Source organism: Parabacteroides goldsteinii DSM 19448 = WAL 12034 (assembly GCF_000969835.1).
In the GTDB taxonomy this organism is placed as follows: Bacteria; Bacteroidota; Bacteroidia; order Bacteroidales; family Tannerellaceae; genus Parabacteroides; species Parabacteroides goldsteinii.
Map to the genome: position 1 here is coordinate 702598 of NZ_KQ033913.1, position 15719 is coordinate 718316.

Below are 15719 nucleotides of genomic sequence, written 5' to 3' on the forward strand. Positions count from 1 at the left end.
AACAATTGTCCTGTAAATTTCTGTAAGCGTTGAAAATTGATATATCTATATAGTGGGGTAACATAAAAAATTAATATCTTTGCCCACATTGGAAAAATAGCGAGTTATATTATGGGAACAGATGATAGCTGTAACAGCTCTCAAAAGAAAGTAACCTTAAATGAGCCGGATACTGTTCATGAGTTACTGAATACGATATTAGATCATTTGCCACTGGGTGTATTTGTAAAAGATCCGGAAGATCATTTCAATTATCTTTACTGGAATAAATTTATGGAAGAGATAACGGGGATCGATACTTCCCAGATCGAGGGACATGATGACTCTGAAGTGTATTATAATGCCTTGATGTCGGTAGAGGAACGACTGGAGGTAGATAAGAAGGTCATCAGTTCGGGAAAGGTGGCCGAATTTCACGGCTGGCTCAAGGATGCTTCCGGCGCGATGAAATATCTTGAAGTAGAAAAGTATCCGATTTCTTTAAGCAATGGAAAACCTTTGTTGTTGGCTTTGTGGCGTGATGCCACTGTTAAGCGGGCAATAGAAAAACGTCTCGAAGATGAGCGTGATAAGGCGGAAATGGCTGATAAGTTGAAATCAAAATATCTGGCAGACATGAGTCATGAGATCCGTACGCCGTTGAATGCAATAACCGGTTTTTCAGAAATGATGGCGTTTGCGGATACGGACGAGGAGCGTATGTCTTATTACGAGATCATCAAGGCGAATAATCAATTGCTTATGCAGCTTATCAACGATATTCTGGACTTGTCGAAGATTGAGGCGGATGCGATAAAGATTAGTTATGCTCCGATCGACCTGAACGAGATGATGGATACGACCTATGCTTCCGTAAAGCCCCGTATGCCGAAAGATGTGAAGTTGATTCTGGAAAAAGGATTGGACAGCTGTACCTTTGGAACCGATTATATCCGCTTACTCCAATTAGTCAATAACCTGGTCAATAATGCGATCAAGAATACTAAAAAGGGAAGTATTACGATGGGGTATAAGGCGCTGGAAGATGACCGGCTGAATTTCTATGTGAAGGATACCGGACAGGGGATAGCCGAGGAGCAGCTACAAAACCTCTTTAACCGCTTTGTTAAAGTCAATGACTATGTGGAAGGTATTGGCCTGGGACTTGCTATATGCAAAGGACTTGTTACTAAAATGGGAGGCTCGATCCGTGTAGAATCGCAACTAGGGGAAGGTTCCACTTTTTCGTTTATCCTGCCTTCACGGGAAGAATGAGGATATACTTTTATTTATAGTAGCGTTTGTAAATCTGATCGTATAACCCGCTTTCTTTGATTTGTGACAGCCAGCTGTTCAGGCTGTCGAGCAGGATAGGGGAGTCTTTGCGTACCGCCCACGACTGGAGTTGGGTGAAACTGATATCCGTGTCGATATCTATTTCCGGTAAATTCCCTTTAGATACGCGGGCTATTTGCTGGTCGCATACGGCATAGTCGATGTCGCCTTTGGCAACCATAATAGCCAGCTGTTCGCTGGAATAAAGTTCATCTTCTTTCACATAGATTGTATCTCCTATTTCGTGTGCCAGATTTTGCAGGCGCAGTAAGGCGGGGGAGTTTTTCGGAATATACAAGGTCTTTTGCGCCAGGTCGAGTTGATTACGGATCGGTTTGATGCCGTTATTGGCTTCTTCCGTGCGTTGCACCAGTACTTGTTTATTGAAGACGATCGGATCGGTGAACAGATAGTCCTCTTTGATGTCGCTGGTGATAGGAATATTGCGGGCGATTACGTCGCATTGGTTATCGGATAATTGTTTGAAACTTTCGGCCAGGCTCATCTCCAGCTGAGTCTGTACTTCCAGTCCGGATAAAGCGGCGATGGCCTGGCTCAGTTCGTATTGGAAACCTTCGATCGTATCGCCGGCTACATAATAGCCGGACTGGTTATATTCGGTAACCAGTCGCAGAATACCTTCTGACTTAATTTCCGGATAATCCTTGGGTGGGACAGGTTCCTGCTTGTACGGCCATAAACGGAACATGGCTATCAGTACGCATGCCAAGAGGACAATATAGACTACCAGTAACTTCCGGGATTTCATACGGCTTAGTTATTGAATGTAACGGCAATACCCATTTTCAACACCATCGGATTCAACGGATAGTGTGCCAGGGAGAAATAGTTCGGATCAGCAAACTTACTGCTCAGGTTGTAAGCCATCACAAAGAACCGGGCCTGTTTCAGGTGGAAGTTTACGTAGGCGTTAACCAGTGGATAATTACCGACTTTTACTTCATCCTGAACCTGGAACTGCTGTGTTGCCGGTTCGTAGTAAGGTGCATAATAAGCTGTATTATAATATACATTGGCACCTAGCTGTACGGTCAGTACTTTCGCCACCTTGACGGCCAGATACATATTTGAATAGGCACTTAATGACGGAAGCGGGAGTACGCTTTCATCGCTGCTTAACTGCCAGCATGCTTCATTTTCCCAGCCGAAAGCACGGAAGCGGAAGTCTTGTTTGATGCGTGCACTGACTACCTGTAAGTTGCTGCCATGCTGTACCGGGAATCCCTGTTTATTGAAATAGATATAATTCTGAATACTTTCCACTCCGGCTTTCAAAGTAGTCTTTGAAGATTCCAGATACACTTCACCGCCCGCATAGATTTGCTGCGTCATGTTAAAGTTGGGGTTATCCCACCAGTAATAACGGGAATGGTTATGGCGCATGTAAAAGGCCGGCGTTACATTCTTTATATAGGCGTCTGCTTTGATCACAGCATCTTTATTGAACAACTTGAAACGGGTTTGCAAATCCCCGGTAACACGGAACTCACCGACGTCGCTACCTACCATACAAAGTTCTCCGCGTGCATTATAGGTCAGGATGCTACCCTGGCGTTTGGAAAGTTCGGCTCCAACGTAAGTAGAAAACTCGTCGTAAAGCTTTGCCGTAGGCAGGTTCTTCAGGTCGATATTATCAACAGAGAAGTATGGACCCCGGCCATATTCGCCATAATCGAGCCCTTCTATTCTGGGTTCCAGTTTGAACCGGCGTTTTTCGAGTCTGACGAAAGCTGTCAAACCAAACTTAACCCAGTCCTGGAAACCTTCACGCAGGGAAAGTCCGATCGTATTTTTCAGATTCCATGAAGATGTCTGGTCGTTGAGTGTAGCTCCTAGTCCATAAATACGTGGGAAACGCAGGCCGTTGTCGTCGACTATATAGGACGAATCCATCAGCGCCGTATTGTCGGCGATGAACCGGCGACGGTTATCTTCATAATCGATCGTATGGATAATGCTGGATACCGGGACGAACATTTCTTTGGGATTCCCTTCTTCATCCTCTTCCTCCAACTCACGTGTGAAACCGAGGTTATAACGCTGGGTCAGGAAATACCGTTTCCCGCGAACACGGTTCCAGGCATTGGTCAGATAACGTATGTCGTACGATTTTGTATCGGAGGGACGTCCTTCCGGGAAATACTCGTCGGGATGACTGATGGTTGAGTCGTTTGCCATTCCTCCGTTTTCGTAGTTTACGAAGTTGAAGTTGCTCAGGTAGGCATGCATTTCGTACCGGTCGGTCTGGTAGCTGCCGAAGAAACGGTAGCTTAACAGTTTATTACCGTTGTTTTTATAATGTCCGCGGCCATAAATATAGTCGATATCGGCACCCACATTGATCTTTTTACCGAAATTCATGGTCATGGTTCCTTTCAACTGTTCTTCTTTGTTCGTACTACCGCCGGCGGTGGTGTACAGAACGTTGGTATAAGGAATCTTTGTGTTGTAGAAATAAGCGTTTTCCGGCGTTGTGATATAGTAATCGTAGGCATCGGCGAAGATAAAATCGCGTGCTTCCTGCCGTTCGGAGAATATTTTAGTCTGTGCCGGTGCTCCCAGGTTAGCCAGGTAACCGATGGCGAGCGATTTACTTTCCACCAGTGTCGAGTTGCTGAAATTCAGCTTGTTCGTATCCAGTGGCGCCACATATGCCTCACCCAGGGAAGGGGTAAGCCGATAGGCGGTTATACGCTTTGAATTTAAGGCGGCACTATCCGCTACCAGCAGACTGTCCGGTATATCTTTCTGAGAAGAAGTCAGGTTTGACAAGGAGAAGCCGCCACGTTTTCCTCCACCTTTCTGATCTGCCCTGCTGGCTCCACGTTGGGCCTGAACGGTTGTGGCAGATACTATCAGCAATAATAATATGTATAAGCAATGCTTCATGGGTTGCAAAGATAAAACAAAAGGGCATTTCTACGAAAGAAACGCCCTTCTTTATATTCTTTTTGCAAGATTACATTTTCTGTATAATTTCCATCCCCTTCTTGATGGCGGCTTCGTTCATCGGGATTAACTTGTGGTGACGTTCGGGCAGGGACTTCTTCAGACCCAGCAATACGTTTTCAAGTTTCACCATCGGAACGATCTTCAGCAGACCACCCAGGATAAGCATATTGAATGCTTTTTCATTCTTCATTTCGGTAGCTGCGTCCATAGCATCCACACGATAAACGCTGATATCCGTACGTTTCACCGGAGTATGGATTCCATATCCGTCATAGATCAGGATACCACCCGGTTTTACTTTGCTTTCGAACTTGTCCATGGAAGGCTGGTTCAGGATGATCGCGATATCGTATTCGTTCAGGATCGGAGAACTGATCGGGTCGTCGCTCAGGATAACGGTCACGTTAGCCGTACCGCCACGCTGTTCAGGCCCGTATGAAGGCATCCAGCTAACCTCTTTGCCTTCCATCAGTCCGGAATAAGCAAGTATCTTACCCATCGACAGAACACCTTGTCCACCAAAGCCTGCTATAATTATTTCTTGTTTCATGTCGTTTTTGTATTTACTTATTCTTTATTTTTTAGATCACCCAGCGGATAGAACGGGAACATGTTTTCCTCCATCCATTTGTTTGCTTTTTCAGGTGTCATCTTCCAACCGGATGAACAGGTGGAAACGAATTCGACAACTGACGTGCCTTTGCCTGCCATAGAGTTTTCGAAGGCTTTGCGAAGCATTTTCTTGGCTTTACGAACGGCTGCGGCTGTCTGTACGCTCTGGCGGGTAACCAGACAGGTTCCTTCCAGCTGAGCCAGCAGATCACCGATCTTCAATGGGTAACCGTTCAGGGCGATGTTACGGCCGTATGGGCAAGTGGCTGTCGGCATACCTTCCAGTGTGGTAGGAGCCATCTGTCCGCCGGTCATACCATAGATGGCATTGTTCACGAATACGATCACAATGTTCTCACCGCGGTTGGCAGCATGGATGGTTTCGGCTGTACCGATAGCGGCCAGGTCGCCGTCACCCTGATAGGTGAAGACCATCTTTTCCGGATTCAGACGTTTGATGGCAGTAGCAATCGCCGGAGCACGTCCGTGAGCTGCTTCTTCCCAGTCTATATCCAGATAGTTATATGCGAAAACGGCGCAACCCACCGGGGAGACACCGATTGTTTTTTCTTCCATTCCCATTTCGGCGATCACTTCGGCGATCAGCTTATGTATCACACCGTGGCTGCAACCGGGACAGTAGTGCATGGGATTGTCGTTCATCAATTCCGGTTTTGTATAGACCAGATTCTCCGGTTTAATTATTTCGTTGAGTTCCATAATTGTTACTAAATTAACTAATAAATCTCAGTAGATATTGAACAAGTCTGAAGCATATAGCTGCTCCGCCGCAATAGAGAAATACGTGACGGTCGTCGACGGCAAAGTAGCAGATAATCGCTGCTGCCGCCAATACCATGAACAGGATTGTCAATATGCTGTCTGTTTTACTTCCGCGTGTCATCGATAATTCTTAATTTTCAATTCTCAATTATCAATTCCTTAAGCGCGTTCAGTACTTCATCCGGAGTGAACACGATACCACCCAGGCGGCCGAAGTGTTCAACCTTTACTTTTCCGTTTACAGCCAGGCGGATATCTTCCACCATCTGGCCGGCATTCAGTTCGACGGAAAGCATGCCTTTTACCTTTTCGGCATAATCGGCAATGGCTTTTTTCGGGAACGGCCACAGCGTGATCGGGCGCAACAGGCCGAGTTTGATACCTTCGGCACGTGCGATCTCCACAACTTTCTGACAAATACGTGCGGAAGAACCGAAGGCAACCAGCAGATATTCCGCATCGTCGCAATGGAACTCTTCGTAGCGTACTTCGTTTTCTTCAATCTTACGGTATTTAGCCTGGAAGCGGAGGTTGTTCTCTTCCATTTTGGCCGGGTCGAGCTCCAGTGAAGTGATCACGTTCGCTTTGCGGCTTTTCAGTTTGCCCTGTGCGGCCCACGGACATTCGGCGATGATTTCAGCTTCTGTCTTACGCGGACGGAAAGGAGGCATCACCACTTTTTCCATCATCTGGCCGATGATACCGTCGGCAAGGATAATAGCCGGATTGCAATATTTGAAGGCAAGGTCGAAACCCAGTCCGACAAAGTCTGCCATCTCCTGTACGGAAGAAGGGGCCAGGGTAATCAGGCGATAGTCACCGTGTCCGCCACCTTTCACAGTCTGGAAGTAGTCTGCCTGGCTTGGCTGGATTGTTCCCAGGCCGGGACCGCCACGCATGACGTTTACAATCAGACAAGGAAGTTCCGCCCCTGCAATATAGGAAACACCTTCCTGTTTCAGGCTGACGCCGGGGCTGGAAGATGAAGTCAATACACGTTTACCTGTTCCGGCACCGCCATACACCATATTGATCGCTGCCACTTCGCTTTCAGCTTGCAGTACTACCATACCGGTAGTTTCCCAGGGCATTTCAGCCATCAGGGTTTCCAGAATCTCCGATTGCGGAGTGATAGGGTATCCGAAGTATCCGTCGGCACCGTAGCGGATAGCTGCGTGGGCGATGGCTTCGTTCCCCTTCATTAATTTTATCTCTTCTGCCATATCTGTTTTATATTTTTACTTTGTAGATGGTTAAACAGCCGTCGGGACAAACCAATCCGCAACTGGCGCAACCGATGCAAGCATCCGGGTTTTTCATGTACACATAATGGTACCCTTTGTTGTTCACTTCACGCGGGTGTAATTCCAGAACATCGCTGGGGCAGGCAACTACACATAAGTTGCACCCTTTGCAGCGTTCCTGGTTTACAACGACCGCTCCTTTTATCTTTGCCATAGTATAACTAATTATGTTTTATGTCGTGTAGGTCGGCAAAGTTAAGAACTAATGTTGTAAAAACAAGGATTGTTTAGTTTTTTAATAGTCGTTAGCCTCTAATGATGACAGATAGCCAATGAATAGTAATGGCTGTCTGTCAAATTTCATCTGTAGACAGTCCGTAACGCTTCATTTTGTTAAACAACGTTTTCCGGCTGATAGCAAGAGCCTCGGCTGTCAGTGTCCGGTTGAAGTTGTGCTTCTTTAGGGCTTCCAGAATCAGTTCCTTTTCCATTTGCGCATTGATTTCGCGGATGCTTCCTCCGTTTCCGGCGATGGTTGCTTCTTCCGTCGAATCATATCCTTTTACCCGGTCGGGCAAATGTTCGGGGCGGATCGTGCCGTCCGTGCATAAGATCATGGCACTTTGCAGGGCGTTCTCCAGGTCACGCACATTGCCGGGCCAGTCGTAAGAGGAGAGTAGCTTTACCGCTTCGGGAGTGATAGACTGCACATCGAGGCTCAACGCCTGGTTGTATTTACGGATAAAGAAATTAGCCAGCAGGGGAATATCTTCTTTCCTTTCCCTGAGCGGGGGAAGGATCAGGGTAAATACATTCAGACGATACAACAGGTCGAGACGGAAATGTCCGCCTTTTACTTCATCGTCCAGATTACGGTTGGTGGCGGCTACGATACGCACATCTACCGGTATTGCTTTCTTTCCGCCGATTCGGGTGATCTTCCGCTCTTCCAGCACACGGAGCAATTTAACCTGTGCATCCAGGGGAAGTTCTCCCACTTCGTCGAGAAACAATGTCCCGCCGTTTGCCCGCTCGAAAGTGCCCGCCTTTGCTTCTTTAGCATCGGTAAAGGCACCGCGTTCATGGCCGAATAGTTCGCTTTCCATCAATGTCAGGGGAATGGCGCCGCAGTTGATCGCAACGAAAGGACCGTTTGCCCGCAGGCTGTTGTGGTGGACGGCACGGGCGATCAGTTCTTTTCCTGTACCGCTCTCGCCGTGGATCAGGACGGTCGCATTGGTTTCCGCTACCCGCAGGACCTGTGCCATCACTTGTTTCAGTCCTGTGTTCTCGCCGATCACGTTGCTTCGTTTTTCCCCCAGTGTCTTTTTCAGGGTGGAGATTTCACCTTTCATGCGGCTGTGTTCGACGGCACGTTTGACGGTGAGTAATAATTTATCGTTGTCGAAAGGCTTTTCTATAAAGTCGTAAGCCCCTTTCTTCACAGCGTCGACGGCGAGGGAGATGGAACCGAAGGCTGTCACAAAAAGGACAACCTGGGTCGGGGAGATACGCCTGATCTCCTCCAATGCTTCCACACCGGTCAGTACCGGCATCTGCTGGTCCAGCAGAATAACGTCGGGCTGGAAGGAGAGGAGAGCCTCTACCGCCTCCCGTCCGTTTTCGACGGGCATTACATCATATCCTTCATCGGTCAGCAAACGGGCGATCATCTTGCGGATGCGCGGCTCGTCGTCGGCAACTACTATTTTTGCTTTCATATGCGTTGCGGTAATTTTATATTTATACAAGTGCCTTTGTCCGGCACGCTTTTTACTTCGATCTCGCCTTCATGGCGGTTGATGATACCGTAGCAGATGGCGAGCCCGAGTCCGGTCCCTTCTTCCTTGGTCGTGAAGAAGGGGTTGAATACATTCTCGATGTTCTTCTGTTCGATCCCCTTGCCGCTATCCTCGAACGAGATGATCAGGTAACGGGAATGGGTATTGATGGGAGTTCCCTTTTCTATACTTATTATTAATGTACGCGAGCGTTCCGGCGGATTCTTCCCCATCGCTTCGACGGCATTCAGGATGATATTCAGGAAAACCTGTTTCAGCTGTTCCGCATCCCCCTGGATGGTCGTGTTGTCGGTGAAATATTCGAATTCCACCTCTACGTTTTGTTTGCGTAATGTATTGGTCACCAGCAGGAGCGTCTGGTTGATCAGCTGTTCAATATTTATATCGGACGTGTTCAGGTCGGACGGGCGGGCGAAAGACAACAGACCTTGTACGATCTTGTTGATACGTTCCACTTCCGAGATCAGCTCCGTCACCATTTCGCTTTTTACTGGGTCGGCGCTGAAGTCTTTGCTCAGATATTGTATCGTGCTCCGGATGGCTGTCAGCGGGTTACGTATCTCATGGGCCGCCCCGGCTGCCAGTTCGCCGAGCGTTGCCAGGCGGTCGGTACGGTACATCTTTTTCAGACGTTCGGTCTGCTGCTCGTAAAGCGAAGCATGTTCGATGGCGAATGTAGCCTGGTTGATCAGGATGGAAAGCAGGTTCAGTTCCTGTTCGGTGAATGGGGCGCCATCGGTTTTCTTCCCTAAAAAGATCGTACCGTTGATCTGGTTCATGATCTTGAGGGGGAAGATCAGTTCGGCACCCAGTTGCCTGATTATTTCCTGTTCTTCGGGAGGAAAATAGGAGACGATATCCGGATGCCTGGAGATGATCAGGTGCTTTTCGTTGACAGACAGCCAGCTGATCAGCCGGCTGCGGTTGGTCAGCGTCACAGGCTTGTTCTTCGCTTCGTTCTGCAGTTTGAATTTGCCTGTGTTTTCATCCAGCAGGAAGATATAAACACTTTCTACCGGGCATATTTGCTTTACCTTGGCAACGATATTGCCGATCAGCAGTGACTTGTCGACGATCAGAGTGAGCGACCGGTTAAACTCCGAGAGCAGCTGCTCCAGGTTCGGTTGCCTGGGTTGTTCGTCCTTCTTGAATAGTGGCATACTTTTTCTTGATCTTTGTGCAAAAGTACGCAAAATCGTATTAATTGAAACAATCGAACTTCGGTTTATCTCCCATCTCGAGCAACAACGTCCCTCCGGATACGATGGCAGCGAATGGTATTCGGGGTTGTTTCAGTTCTTTTCCGTTCAGATAAGCCTTTTGGATATAGATGTTTTCTTTTGAGTTGTTGCGGGCTTCGATCGTGAAAGTCTTCCCTTTATAATAACCGGGGTCCAGACGGATCGTTATTTTGTTGAATAGCGGGCTGCTCAGTTCCAGTTCCGGCTTCAGGGAAACTCCTCCGTTCATTTCGAACAGACCCAGTGCGCTCATCACGTACCAACCGCCCATCTGACCTTCATCCTCGTCGCCTTCCCAACCATGATAAGGGGTTGAGCCGTAGAAACTGTCCAGGATGGCACGCGACCATTTCTGGGCCAGCCAGGGTTTACCGGAATAGTTGAACAGGAACGGGGTACACATATTTACTTCGTTTCCCTGATTGATGTAAAACTCAGCCGACTGTCCTGTGGTACGGTCGAATACATGGGCGGCAAACTTATGCTTTTCCGATTTGATAAATCCCTCTTCCAGCCGGCTGTTGAAGAGGTCTTTCCCCAGGAAGTCTACCAGTCCGGGAATATCGTGCGGCACGTACCAGGAGTATTGCCAGCTGTTGCCTTCAATGAATCCCTTATTGGAGAACACATCGAAATCCGGGTCCCAGTTACCCAGGCTGTCACGCCGCATGACGAACTTTTTCTCCGGGTGGAATACGTTCTTATAATTCATCGAACGTGCCAGCAGCGCTTTTCCTTCTTTTTTCTTTCCGAGTGCCAGGGCCAGTTGGGAGACGCACCAGTCGTCGTACGCATAATCGAGCGTTTTGGAAACCACTCCCTTTTCCATCGGCATATAACCTTGTTTGATATAAACGTCCAGCAGAGGGTTGCCGCAGCTGCCTCCGCAGGGATGGTCGATACCTGTTTCCGTGACGTTTTTCAGCACGGCTTCATAGATTGCTTCACCGTCTTTGCGTATGCCTTTTTGATAGGCGGCAACCATCAGGGCTGTTTCGTGCGAACCTTCCATGATGCCGGAGTATTCCAGTCCGGCCGGCCCTTTGCTTGTCCATCCGGTATGTTTGAACATCTCCAGCTGGGTGGTTACCCAATCGTCCACGATGCGGGGGGAGATGATCGACCAGAGGCCGTTTAGATTCCAGAAACTGTTCCAGAAGGCATCGCCGCCATACATATTCCCGTGATCCAGTTGCTGTATGTTTTCACAAGCGTCTCTATATTGGCCGTTCACATCGTTCCATGTTTGTTTGCCGGCATAGGCACGATACAAGTTGGTGTAGAATTTTGTTTTGTCCACCTCGTTCGTTCCTTCTACTTCTATCCTGCCGAGCAGTTCGTTCCATTTGTTGCGGGTCTGGGCGACTACCCGGTCGAAGTCATACTGCAAGGGGGCGAGTTCCGTGTCCATATTCAGCTGTGCCTGTTCGATACTTACCAGCGATAAACCGGTTGAGACGGTTATGCTTTCTCCTTCGGTTGTGGAATAGATTGCGTAGGCTCCGATATCGTTCTTGCCGGCAATGGATTGTATGTCGTCTTTTTCTACTCCTTCGTTCCATCCGTTCAGTTGCGAGAAAGGTTTGCTGAAGCGGATGACGAAATGCAGTTTGTAGTTGTTCCAGTTACTCCACGGACCGGACTGGCAGTCGGCATATCCTTCGAGTTCGGTATTGCTGATTTTGGTGATGCAGGCATCTTTCACATTGAAGCCATAGTCCCATTCGGTCGGGAATAGGAGGTCTATCAGTATCCTGGATTCTTTTCTTTCGGGAAAAGTGTACCGGTGAATGCCGCAACGGGTGGTGGCCGATAGTTCCGCTTTTACCTCATGATCGTATAAATAGACGGAATAGTAACCGGGTGAGGCCTTTTCCGTTTCTTTCAGTATGCGTGAATGATAGCCGGCGTTTGCTCCTTTATAGGGAGAATCGGCCGAAGGGTTTGTCAGGGCCAGGTCGGCTGTGGTCGGCATGATCATCAGGCCACCCATCGTCCAGGCATGCAGATGGCTGAAACCGGAAACGCTGTTGATGGCGTATTCGTATCCTCCCATCCAGACATTCCCCTGGTTATCCGGTCCGAGTTGCACCATGCCGAACGGTTCTTGTGCATAAGGCCCCAGCATCCACCGGGAGTTGGAAGTACCGATAAACATATCCACATAATCGACGGGTTCTTTCGGCTTTGCCGAAATGAGGGTGAAAGGGAGAGTCAGGAGAATTAAGATGTAACTGCTTATTTGTCTGCTATTCATGGTGTTGATCTATTAATTATTGTAAGGCAAAGGTATGTGTTTTCTTGTGTACAGGTATATAACTTTCTGCTGATTCGGTTGCATTATCTTATGATGGCGTGCAATTGGGTAAAATATTACCCACTTTGGGTAACGGCTTTCCCTTTTACCCAAGAGGGAAATAATTACCCATCCGGGTAACCGGTGGAAATACAACCGGTTGCAGTTTTGGCACGCCATTTGCCTTATTATAGGCAGGTAAAACAATAAATAATGACAATTGGGTAACCTGTTACTCGAAAGAACTTAATTCGATATAGTATGAAAAGAAATTTACTGGTATCACTGTTGATGGGATTCGCTTTGGCAGGGCATGCGGAGACGGAGAATCTCCGGCAGATCACCTATGATGAAGCGATTCACATTGCTTTGGGAGAGAGCTATACGGTGAAATATTACAAGGAAGATATGGACGCAACCCGTTACTCTTACCTTTACACAAAAGCACAATTCAAGCCGTTGCTGAACTTTGACTTCTTTACTCCTTCATGGACGGAAAGCCTGACGGAGATTTCGCAGGCCGACGGTCTGCCGGTCTACAACTCTACCGGTTCGTTGCAAGTGGGCGGTAACCTGAACTTTACATATGTCTTGCCTACCGGCGGTAATTTCGCCCTGAGTTCCAAGATGTACTGGGAGAATTACCGGACTACACTTTCGCAGCGGGATTATGAAGAGCTGGAACGCGACCAGGTGTACAGTCGTTTCGCCCTCTCTTTCAACCAACCCATCTTTACCGCCAATAAACTGAAGGAAAACATGAAAGTGGCCGAACTCGATTATAAGAAGAGTACCTGCTATTTCACCCGTATCCAGATGGATATCGTCTATAATGTAACGGAGAGTTTCTATACTGTATATAAACTGGCCTACGAACATAAAATCAATCAGGACCGCCTGGTCAACTCCCGTGAAGCCTACCGTATCACCAAATTGAAACAGGAGACGGGCAACCTTCCCGAAGGTGAAATGCTGATCGCCGAGATTACCGTCGCACAAGACGAAGCCCGTGTGATGGAAAGCGAAGGCAAGCTCGCCGCCGCCAAAGACCAGTTCAAGCTACTTATTGGCCTTGACCTCAAAGAAGAGATCGACCTGAAAGCGGATATGGAGTTCGAGGCCTTCATCGTCGACATGCAACTGGCCATCGACGAGGCTTTGCGTAACCGTATGGAAATAAAGGAAGACAACCTCGATATCGAACTTCAGGCCATCGAAGTGAAGCGTGCCAAACGGGAACGGGAATTTAAAGGAAACATTTCCGCCTATTATGATTTCACCGGATTGAGTACACGCGGAGATGGAACTGTCGGTCAACTGGTCGGCTCATCCTTTGATAACATGCGCGACCGTCCGGCTAACCGGGGAATCGCCCTGACCGTCTCTTATCCGCTTCTGGACTGGGGACGTGCCAAAAACCAGGTACGCCGCGAGCAAGTCCGCCTGAAACAGCGCGAATTAAATCTCGACAATACCAAGCGGACTATCGAACAGGAGATTCGCGAGATCGTCCGTAGCGTGTATGAAGCGGAGAAGCGTTACCGCATCAACCGCCGGAACCAGGAAGTGGCGATACAGAGTTACCGTATCAGCCAGATGCGTTTTGAGAACGGCGATATGACGAGCCAGGAACTTTCTATCGAACAGGAGCGCCTTTCGCAGGTGCAGCTTGCCTATATCGACAGTTATATCACCTATCGTCTCTCGGTGGCCGACCTGAATCGGAAGACCATGTATGACTTCGAACATAACCGCAGTTTTCTGCCGGAGAAAGGATAGAAACCAGATTCGCTTAGTATTCTGGTTCATAGCAGATTGCAGTTTCATTGCTGTTCCTGCTTGTGAAACAAAAGTTTCTCCTGCATGAAACTTTAGTTTCTTCGGCACAAAACTTTAGTTTCCTCCTGACAAAACTAAAGTTTTCATAGCGGGAAACTGAAACGCCTTCGGGAGCAAATTAGAATGATAACATAATAAATAAGAACAGATGAACAAACACATGAAAAGTTTTATTGCGGTATTGCTGGCCATCCTTCTGATGCCCTTTACCGTCCGGGCACAGGAAGACAGCGAGGCTGCCTTGTTGCTCGACCTGAAAAAGACCCGTGCCGATTACGAAGTGGCCAAACAGAAGTATGAGAACGACACGAAGCTGTATAATGAAAAAGCCATCTCAGCCAACGATTTCAATCGTTCGAAGAATGAGCTGCTGAGTAAGGAAGTCGATTATCAGAAACTGATCCTGAAGCTGATCTCCCAGCAGAGTTACATAACGGTGGAACGTGCGGTGAAGTATCAGGACCAGCGGGGCGAACGCAAGGTGAAGATCACCCTGAAAAGTGCCCTCGAAGGGAACGAAGAGTATCTGAGCCAGTTCAAGGAACACTTCGATGTGTTCACGCCTGAGATGCGTTCCGGTAAGATATATAATATATATGTATCTTTGGTGGATAATGAGTCGAAAACGATCATCGGTTCGCCGTATGAGTTTCGTGTCCCTTCCATCGAGTTGGGGAAGGTGGCGACGGCCGATTTCGAATTGCTGAAAGATGCGGAGAACCTGACTGTCTCGCTAAACTACAACAACCGGAAGGATGAAAAGAATATCTATCTGAAAAAAGATGCCAGTGTGAACGTGATCGACATATCCTCCATGCAGTTCAGCCAGGAAGCTGACCTGAGTAGCAAAGCGACTTACGATCTGACACTTGAGCGCTTCTCCACTTCGGATGATGTCTACCGCCTGGAAGTGCTTGACCTGCCGCGCCAGATCAGTTACGACTTTACCGATGGAGAAAGTAAGGTGACACAGATCAAATTTGCACAGGGCGTAAACATAAAGAAGTTATCTTTGCAGGTCTATTTGCCGGATCGCGACGACCAGCAGGTAGTGATCGATAAGCCGATAAAGTTCCAGGTGCAGACCGTAACGGCGTCGAACGGCGAGAAGGCCGGAAGCGAGAACCTGGAGATTATCCCTCGCGGAAAAGGAAAGATCGAAGTGCGTGCAAACAACCTCTACCATGAAACGACTGTCGGCAAAGAAGTGGCTATGGACGTAACAGTCCGCAACGGTGGAACCCGCCGTCTGGATAACATCAAGCTGACAACAGAGAAGCCTCTCGGATGGGATACCCGTATCGAACCGGATGTAATCAGCAGCCTGGAACCGGAAAAGGAATTAACGGTAAAAGTAACCATCATCCCGCCATCAGACGGTGGAGTAGGTGCCCAGGAAGTGAAGATCAAAACGGAAGCAATGGCCGACAACCGCAAGGTAGATACGGAAGACAAGACAGTCCGCATCCAGGTAAATGCTTCGACTTCTGTCTTCGGTACCATCTTCCTGATCCTGTTGCTGGTCGGCTTTATCGGGGGAATCGTTTGGTTCGGAATGAAGCTTAGCAAAAGATAGATGAGATGCGAATATAGAAAGATATGAACTATCTGCTTA

General features: G+C 48.1%; 13 protein-coding genes. 3 read left to right on the forward strand and 10 right to left on the reverse strand.

The features are described 5' to 3' along the window. Window positions 1-111: 111 nt before the first annotated feature. Window positions 112-1254 (forward strand): PAS domain-containing sensor histidine kinase, encoded by a 1143-nt coding sequence (locus HMPREF1535_RS15950; RefSeq protein ID WP_046146811.1) that lies wholly within the window; start codon window positions 112-114, stop codon window positions 1252-1254. 10 nt (window positions 1255-1264) lie between these two features. Here HMPREF1535_RS15950 and HMPREF1535_RS15955 read toward each other — a convergent pair whose 3' ends face one another. From HMPREF1535_RS15955 to HMPREF1535_RS15995, 10 genes are all read right to left on the reverse strand, one after another. Continuing rightward, complete coding sequence (locus tag HMPREF1535_RS15955; RefSeq protein WP_046146812.1) at window positions 1265-2083, reverse strand: transporter substrate-binding domain-containing protein; 819 nt, start codon at window positions 2081-2083, stop codon at window positions 1265-1267. A gap of 5 nt (window positions 2084-2088) precedes the next feature. Beyond that, window positions 2089-4224, reverse strand: a complete 2136-nt coding sequence (locus tag HMPREF1535_RS15960) for a putative porin (RefSeq protein ID WP_046146813.1) — start codon at window positions 4222-4224, stop codon at window positions 2089-2091. 70 nt (window positions 4225-4294) lie between these two features. Next, window positions 4295-4837 carry a 2-oxoacid:ferredoxin oxidoreductase subunit gamma family protein gene (locus HMPREF1535_RS15965; RefSeq protein ID WP_007653275.1) on the reverse strand — a complete coding sequence of 181 codons (543 nt, stop codon included), beginning with the start codon at window positions 4835-4837 and terminating at the stop codon, window positions 4295-4297. A 17-nt stretch (window positions 4838-4854) separates the two neighbouring features. Beyond that, entirely contained in the window at window positions 4855-5619 is a 765-nt protein-coding gene (locus tag HMPREF1535_RS15970) for a thiamine pyrophosphate-dependent enzyme (RefSeq protein WP_007653276.1), read from the reverse strand. 13 nt (window positions 5620-5632) lie between these two features. Further along, window positions 5633-5803, reverse strand: coding sequence for a hypothetical protein (locus HMPREF1535_RS25985; RefSeq protein ID WP_016213001.1), 171 nt, complete (start codon window positions 5801-5803; stop codon window positions 5633-5635). A gap of 16 nt (window positions 5804-5819) precedes the next feature. Next, the gene (locus HMPREF1535_RS15975) at window positions 5820-6905 is read right to left on the reverse strand and encodes a 3-methyl-2-oxobutanoate dehydrogenase subunit VorB (protein ID WP_007653279.1); all 1086 of its coding nucleotides are present in this window, start codon (window positions 6903-6905) and stop codon (window positions 5820-5822) included. Window positions 6906-6912: 7 nt separating this feature from the next. Then, a complete protein-coding gene (locus tag HMPREF1535_RS15980) occupies window positions 6913-7140 on the reverse strand; it encodes a 4Fe-4S dicluster domain-containing protein (protein ID WP_007653280.1) in 228 nt (75 codons plus the stop codon). A 139-nt stretch (window positions 7141-7279) separates the two neighbouring features. Further along, a complete protein-coding gene (locus tag HMPREF1535_RS15985) occupies window positions 7280-8647 on the reverse strand; it encodes a sigma-54-dependent transcriptional regulator (protein ID WP_046147580.1) in 1368 nt (455 codons plus the stop codon). Further along, entirely contained in the window at window positions 8644-9888 is a 1245-nt protein-coding gene (locus HMPREF1535_RS15990; protein ID WP_010803561.1) for a GAF domain-containing sensor histidine kinase, read from the reverse strand. Before HMPREF1535_RS15990 ends, HMPREF1535_RS15985 begins: the two co-directional genes overlap by 4 nt. A gap of 40 nt (window positions 9889-9928) precedes the next feature. Then, window positions 9929-12226, reverse strand: a complete 2298-nt coding sequence (locus HMPREF1535_RS15995; protein WP_087880751.1) for a GH92 family glycosyl hydrolase — start codon at window positions 12224-12226, stop codon at window positions 9929-9931. A 300-nt stretch (window positions 12227-12526) separates the two neighbouring features. Between HMPREF1535_RS15995 and HMPREF1535_RS16000 the strand changes: the two genes are divergently transcribed. Further along, on the forward strand, window positions 12527-14044 hold the full coding sequence (locus tag HMPREF1535_RS16000) for a TolC family protein (protein WP_007653296.1): 1518 nt from the start codon (window positions 12527-12529) through the stop codon (window positions 14042-14044). Window positions 14045-14264: 220 nt separating this feature from the next. Further along, a complete protein-coding gene (locus HMPREF1535_RS16005; protein ID WP_235438355.1) occupies window positions 14265-15680 on the forward strand; it encodes an NEW3 domain-containing protein in 1416 nt (471 codons plus the stop codon). Window positions 15681-15719: the final 39 nt, after the last annotated feature.

What these genes read in the sequence shown, in the direction of transcription:
- HMPREF1535_RS15950 (WP_046146811.1), top strand. Translation starts at nt 112, where the DNA reads ATGGGAACAGATGATAGCTGTAACAGCTCTCAAAAGAAAGTAACCTTA.
- HMPREF1535_RS15955 (WP_046146812.1), bottom strand. Translation starts at nt 2,083, where the DNA reads ATGAAATCCCGGAAGTTACTGGTAGTCTATATTGTCCTCTTGGCATGC.
- HMPREF1535_RS15960 (WP_046146813.1), bottom strand. Translation starts at nt 4,224, where the DNA reads ATGAAGCATTGCTTATACATATTATTATTGCTGATAGTATCTGCCACA.
- HMPREF1535_RS15965 (WP_007653275.1), bottom strand. Translation starts at nt 4,837, where the DNA reads ATGAAACAAGAAATAATTATAGCAGGCTTTGGTGGACAAGGTGTTCTG.
- HMPREF1535_RS15970 (WP_007653276.1), bottom strand. Translation starts at nt 5,619, where the DNA reads ATGGAACTCAACGAAATAATTAAACCGGAGAATCTGGTCTATACAAAA.
- HMPREF1535_RS25985 (WP_016213001.1), bottom strand. Translation starts at nt 5,803, where the DNA reads ATGACACGCGGAAGTAAAACAGACAGCATATTGACAATCCTGTTCATG.
- HMPREF1535_RS15975 (WP_007653279.1), bottom strand. Translation starts at nt 6,905, where the DNA reads ATGGCAGAAGAGATAAAATTAATGAAGGGGAACGAAGCCATCGCCCAC.
- HMPREF1535_RS15980 (WP_007653280.1), bottom strand. Translation starts at nt 7,140, where the DNA reads ATGGCAAAGATAAAAGGAGCGGTCGTTGTAAACCAGGAACGCTGCAAA.
- HMPREF1535_RS15985 (WP_046147580.1), bottom strand. Translation starts at nt 8,647, where the DNA reads ATGAAAGCAAAAATAGTAGTTGCCGACGACGAGCCGCGCATCCGCAAG.
- HMPREF1535_RS15990 (WP_010803561.1), bottom strand. Translation starts at nt 9,888, where the DNA reads ATGCCACTATTCAAGAAGGACGAACAACCCAGGCAACCGAACCTGGAG.
- HMPREF1535_RS15995 (WP_087880751.1), bottom strand. Translation starts at nt 12,226, where the DNA reads ATGAATAGCAGACAAATAAGCAGTTACATCTTAATTCTCCTGACTCTC.
- HMPREF1535_RS16000 (WP_007653296.1), top strand. Translation starts at nt 12,527, where the DNA reads ATGAAAAGAAATTTACTGGTATCACTGTTGATGGGATTCGCTTTGGCA.
- HMPREF1535_RS16005 (WP_235438355.1), top strand. Translation starts at nt 14,265, where the DNA reads ATGAAAAGTTTTATTGCGGTATTGCTGGCCATCCTTCTGATGCCCTTT.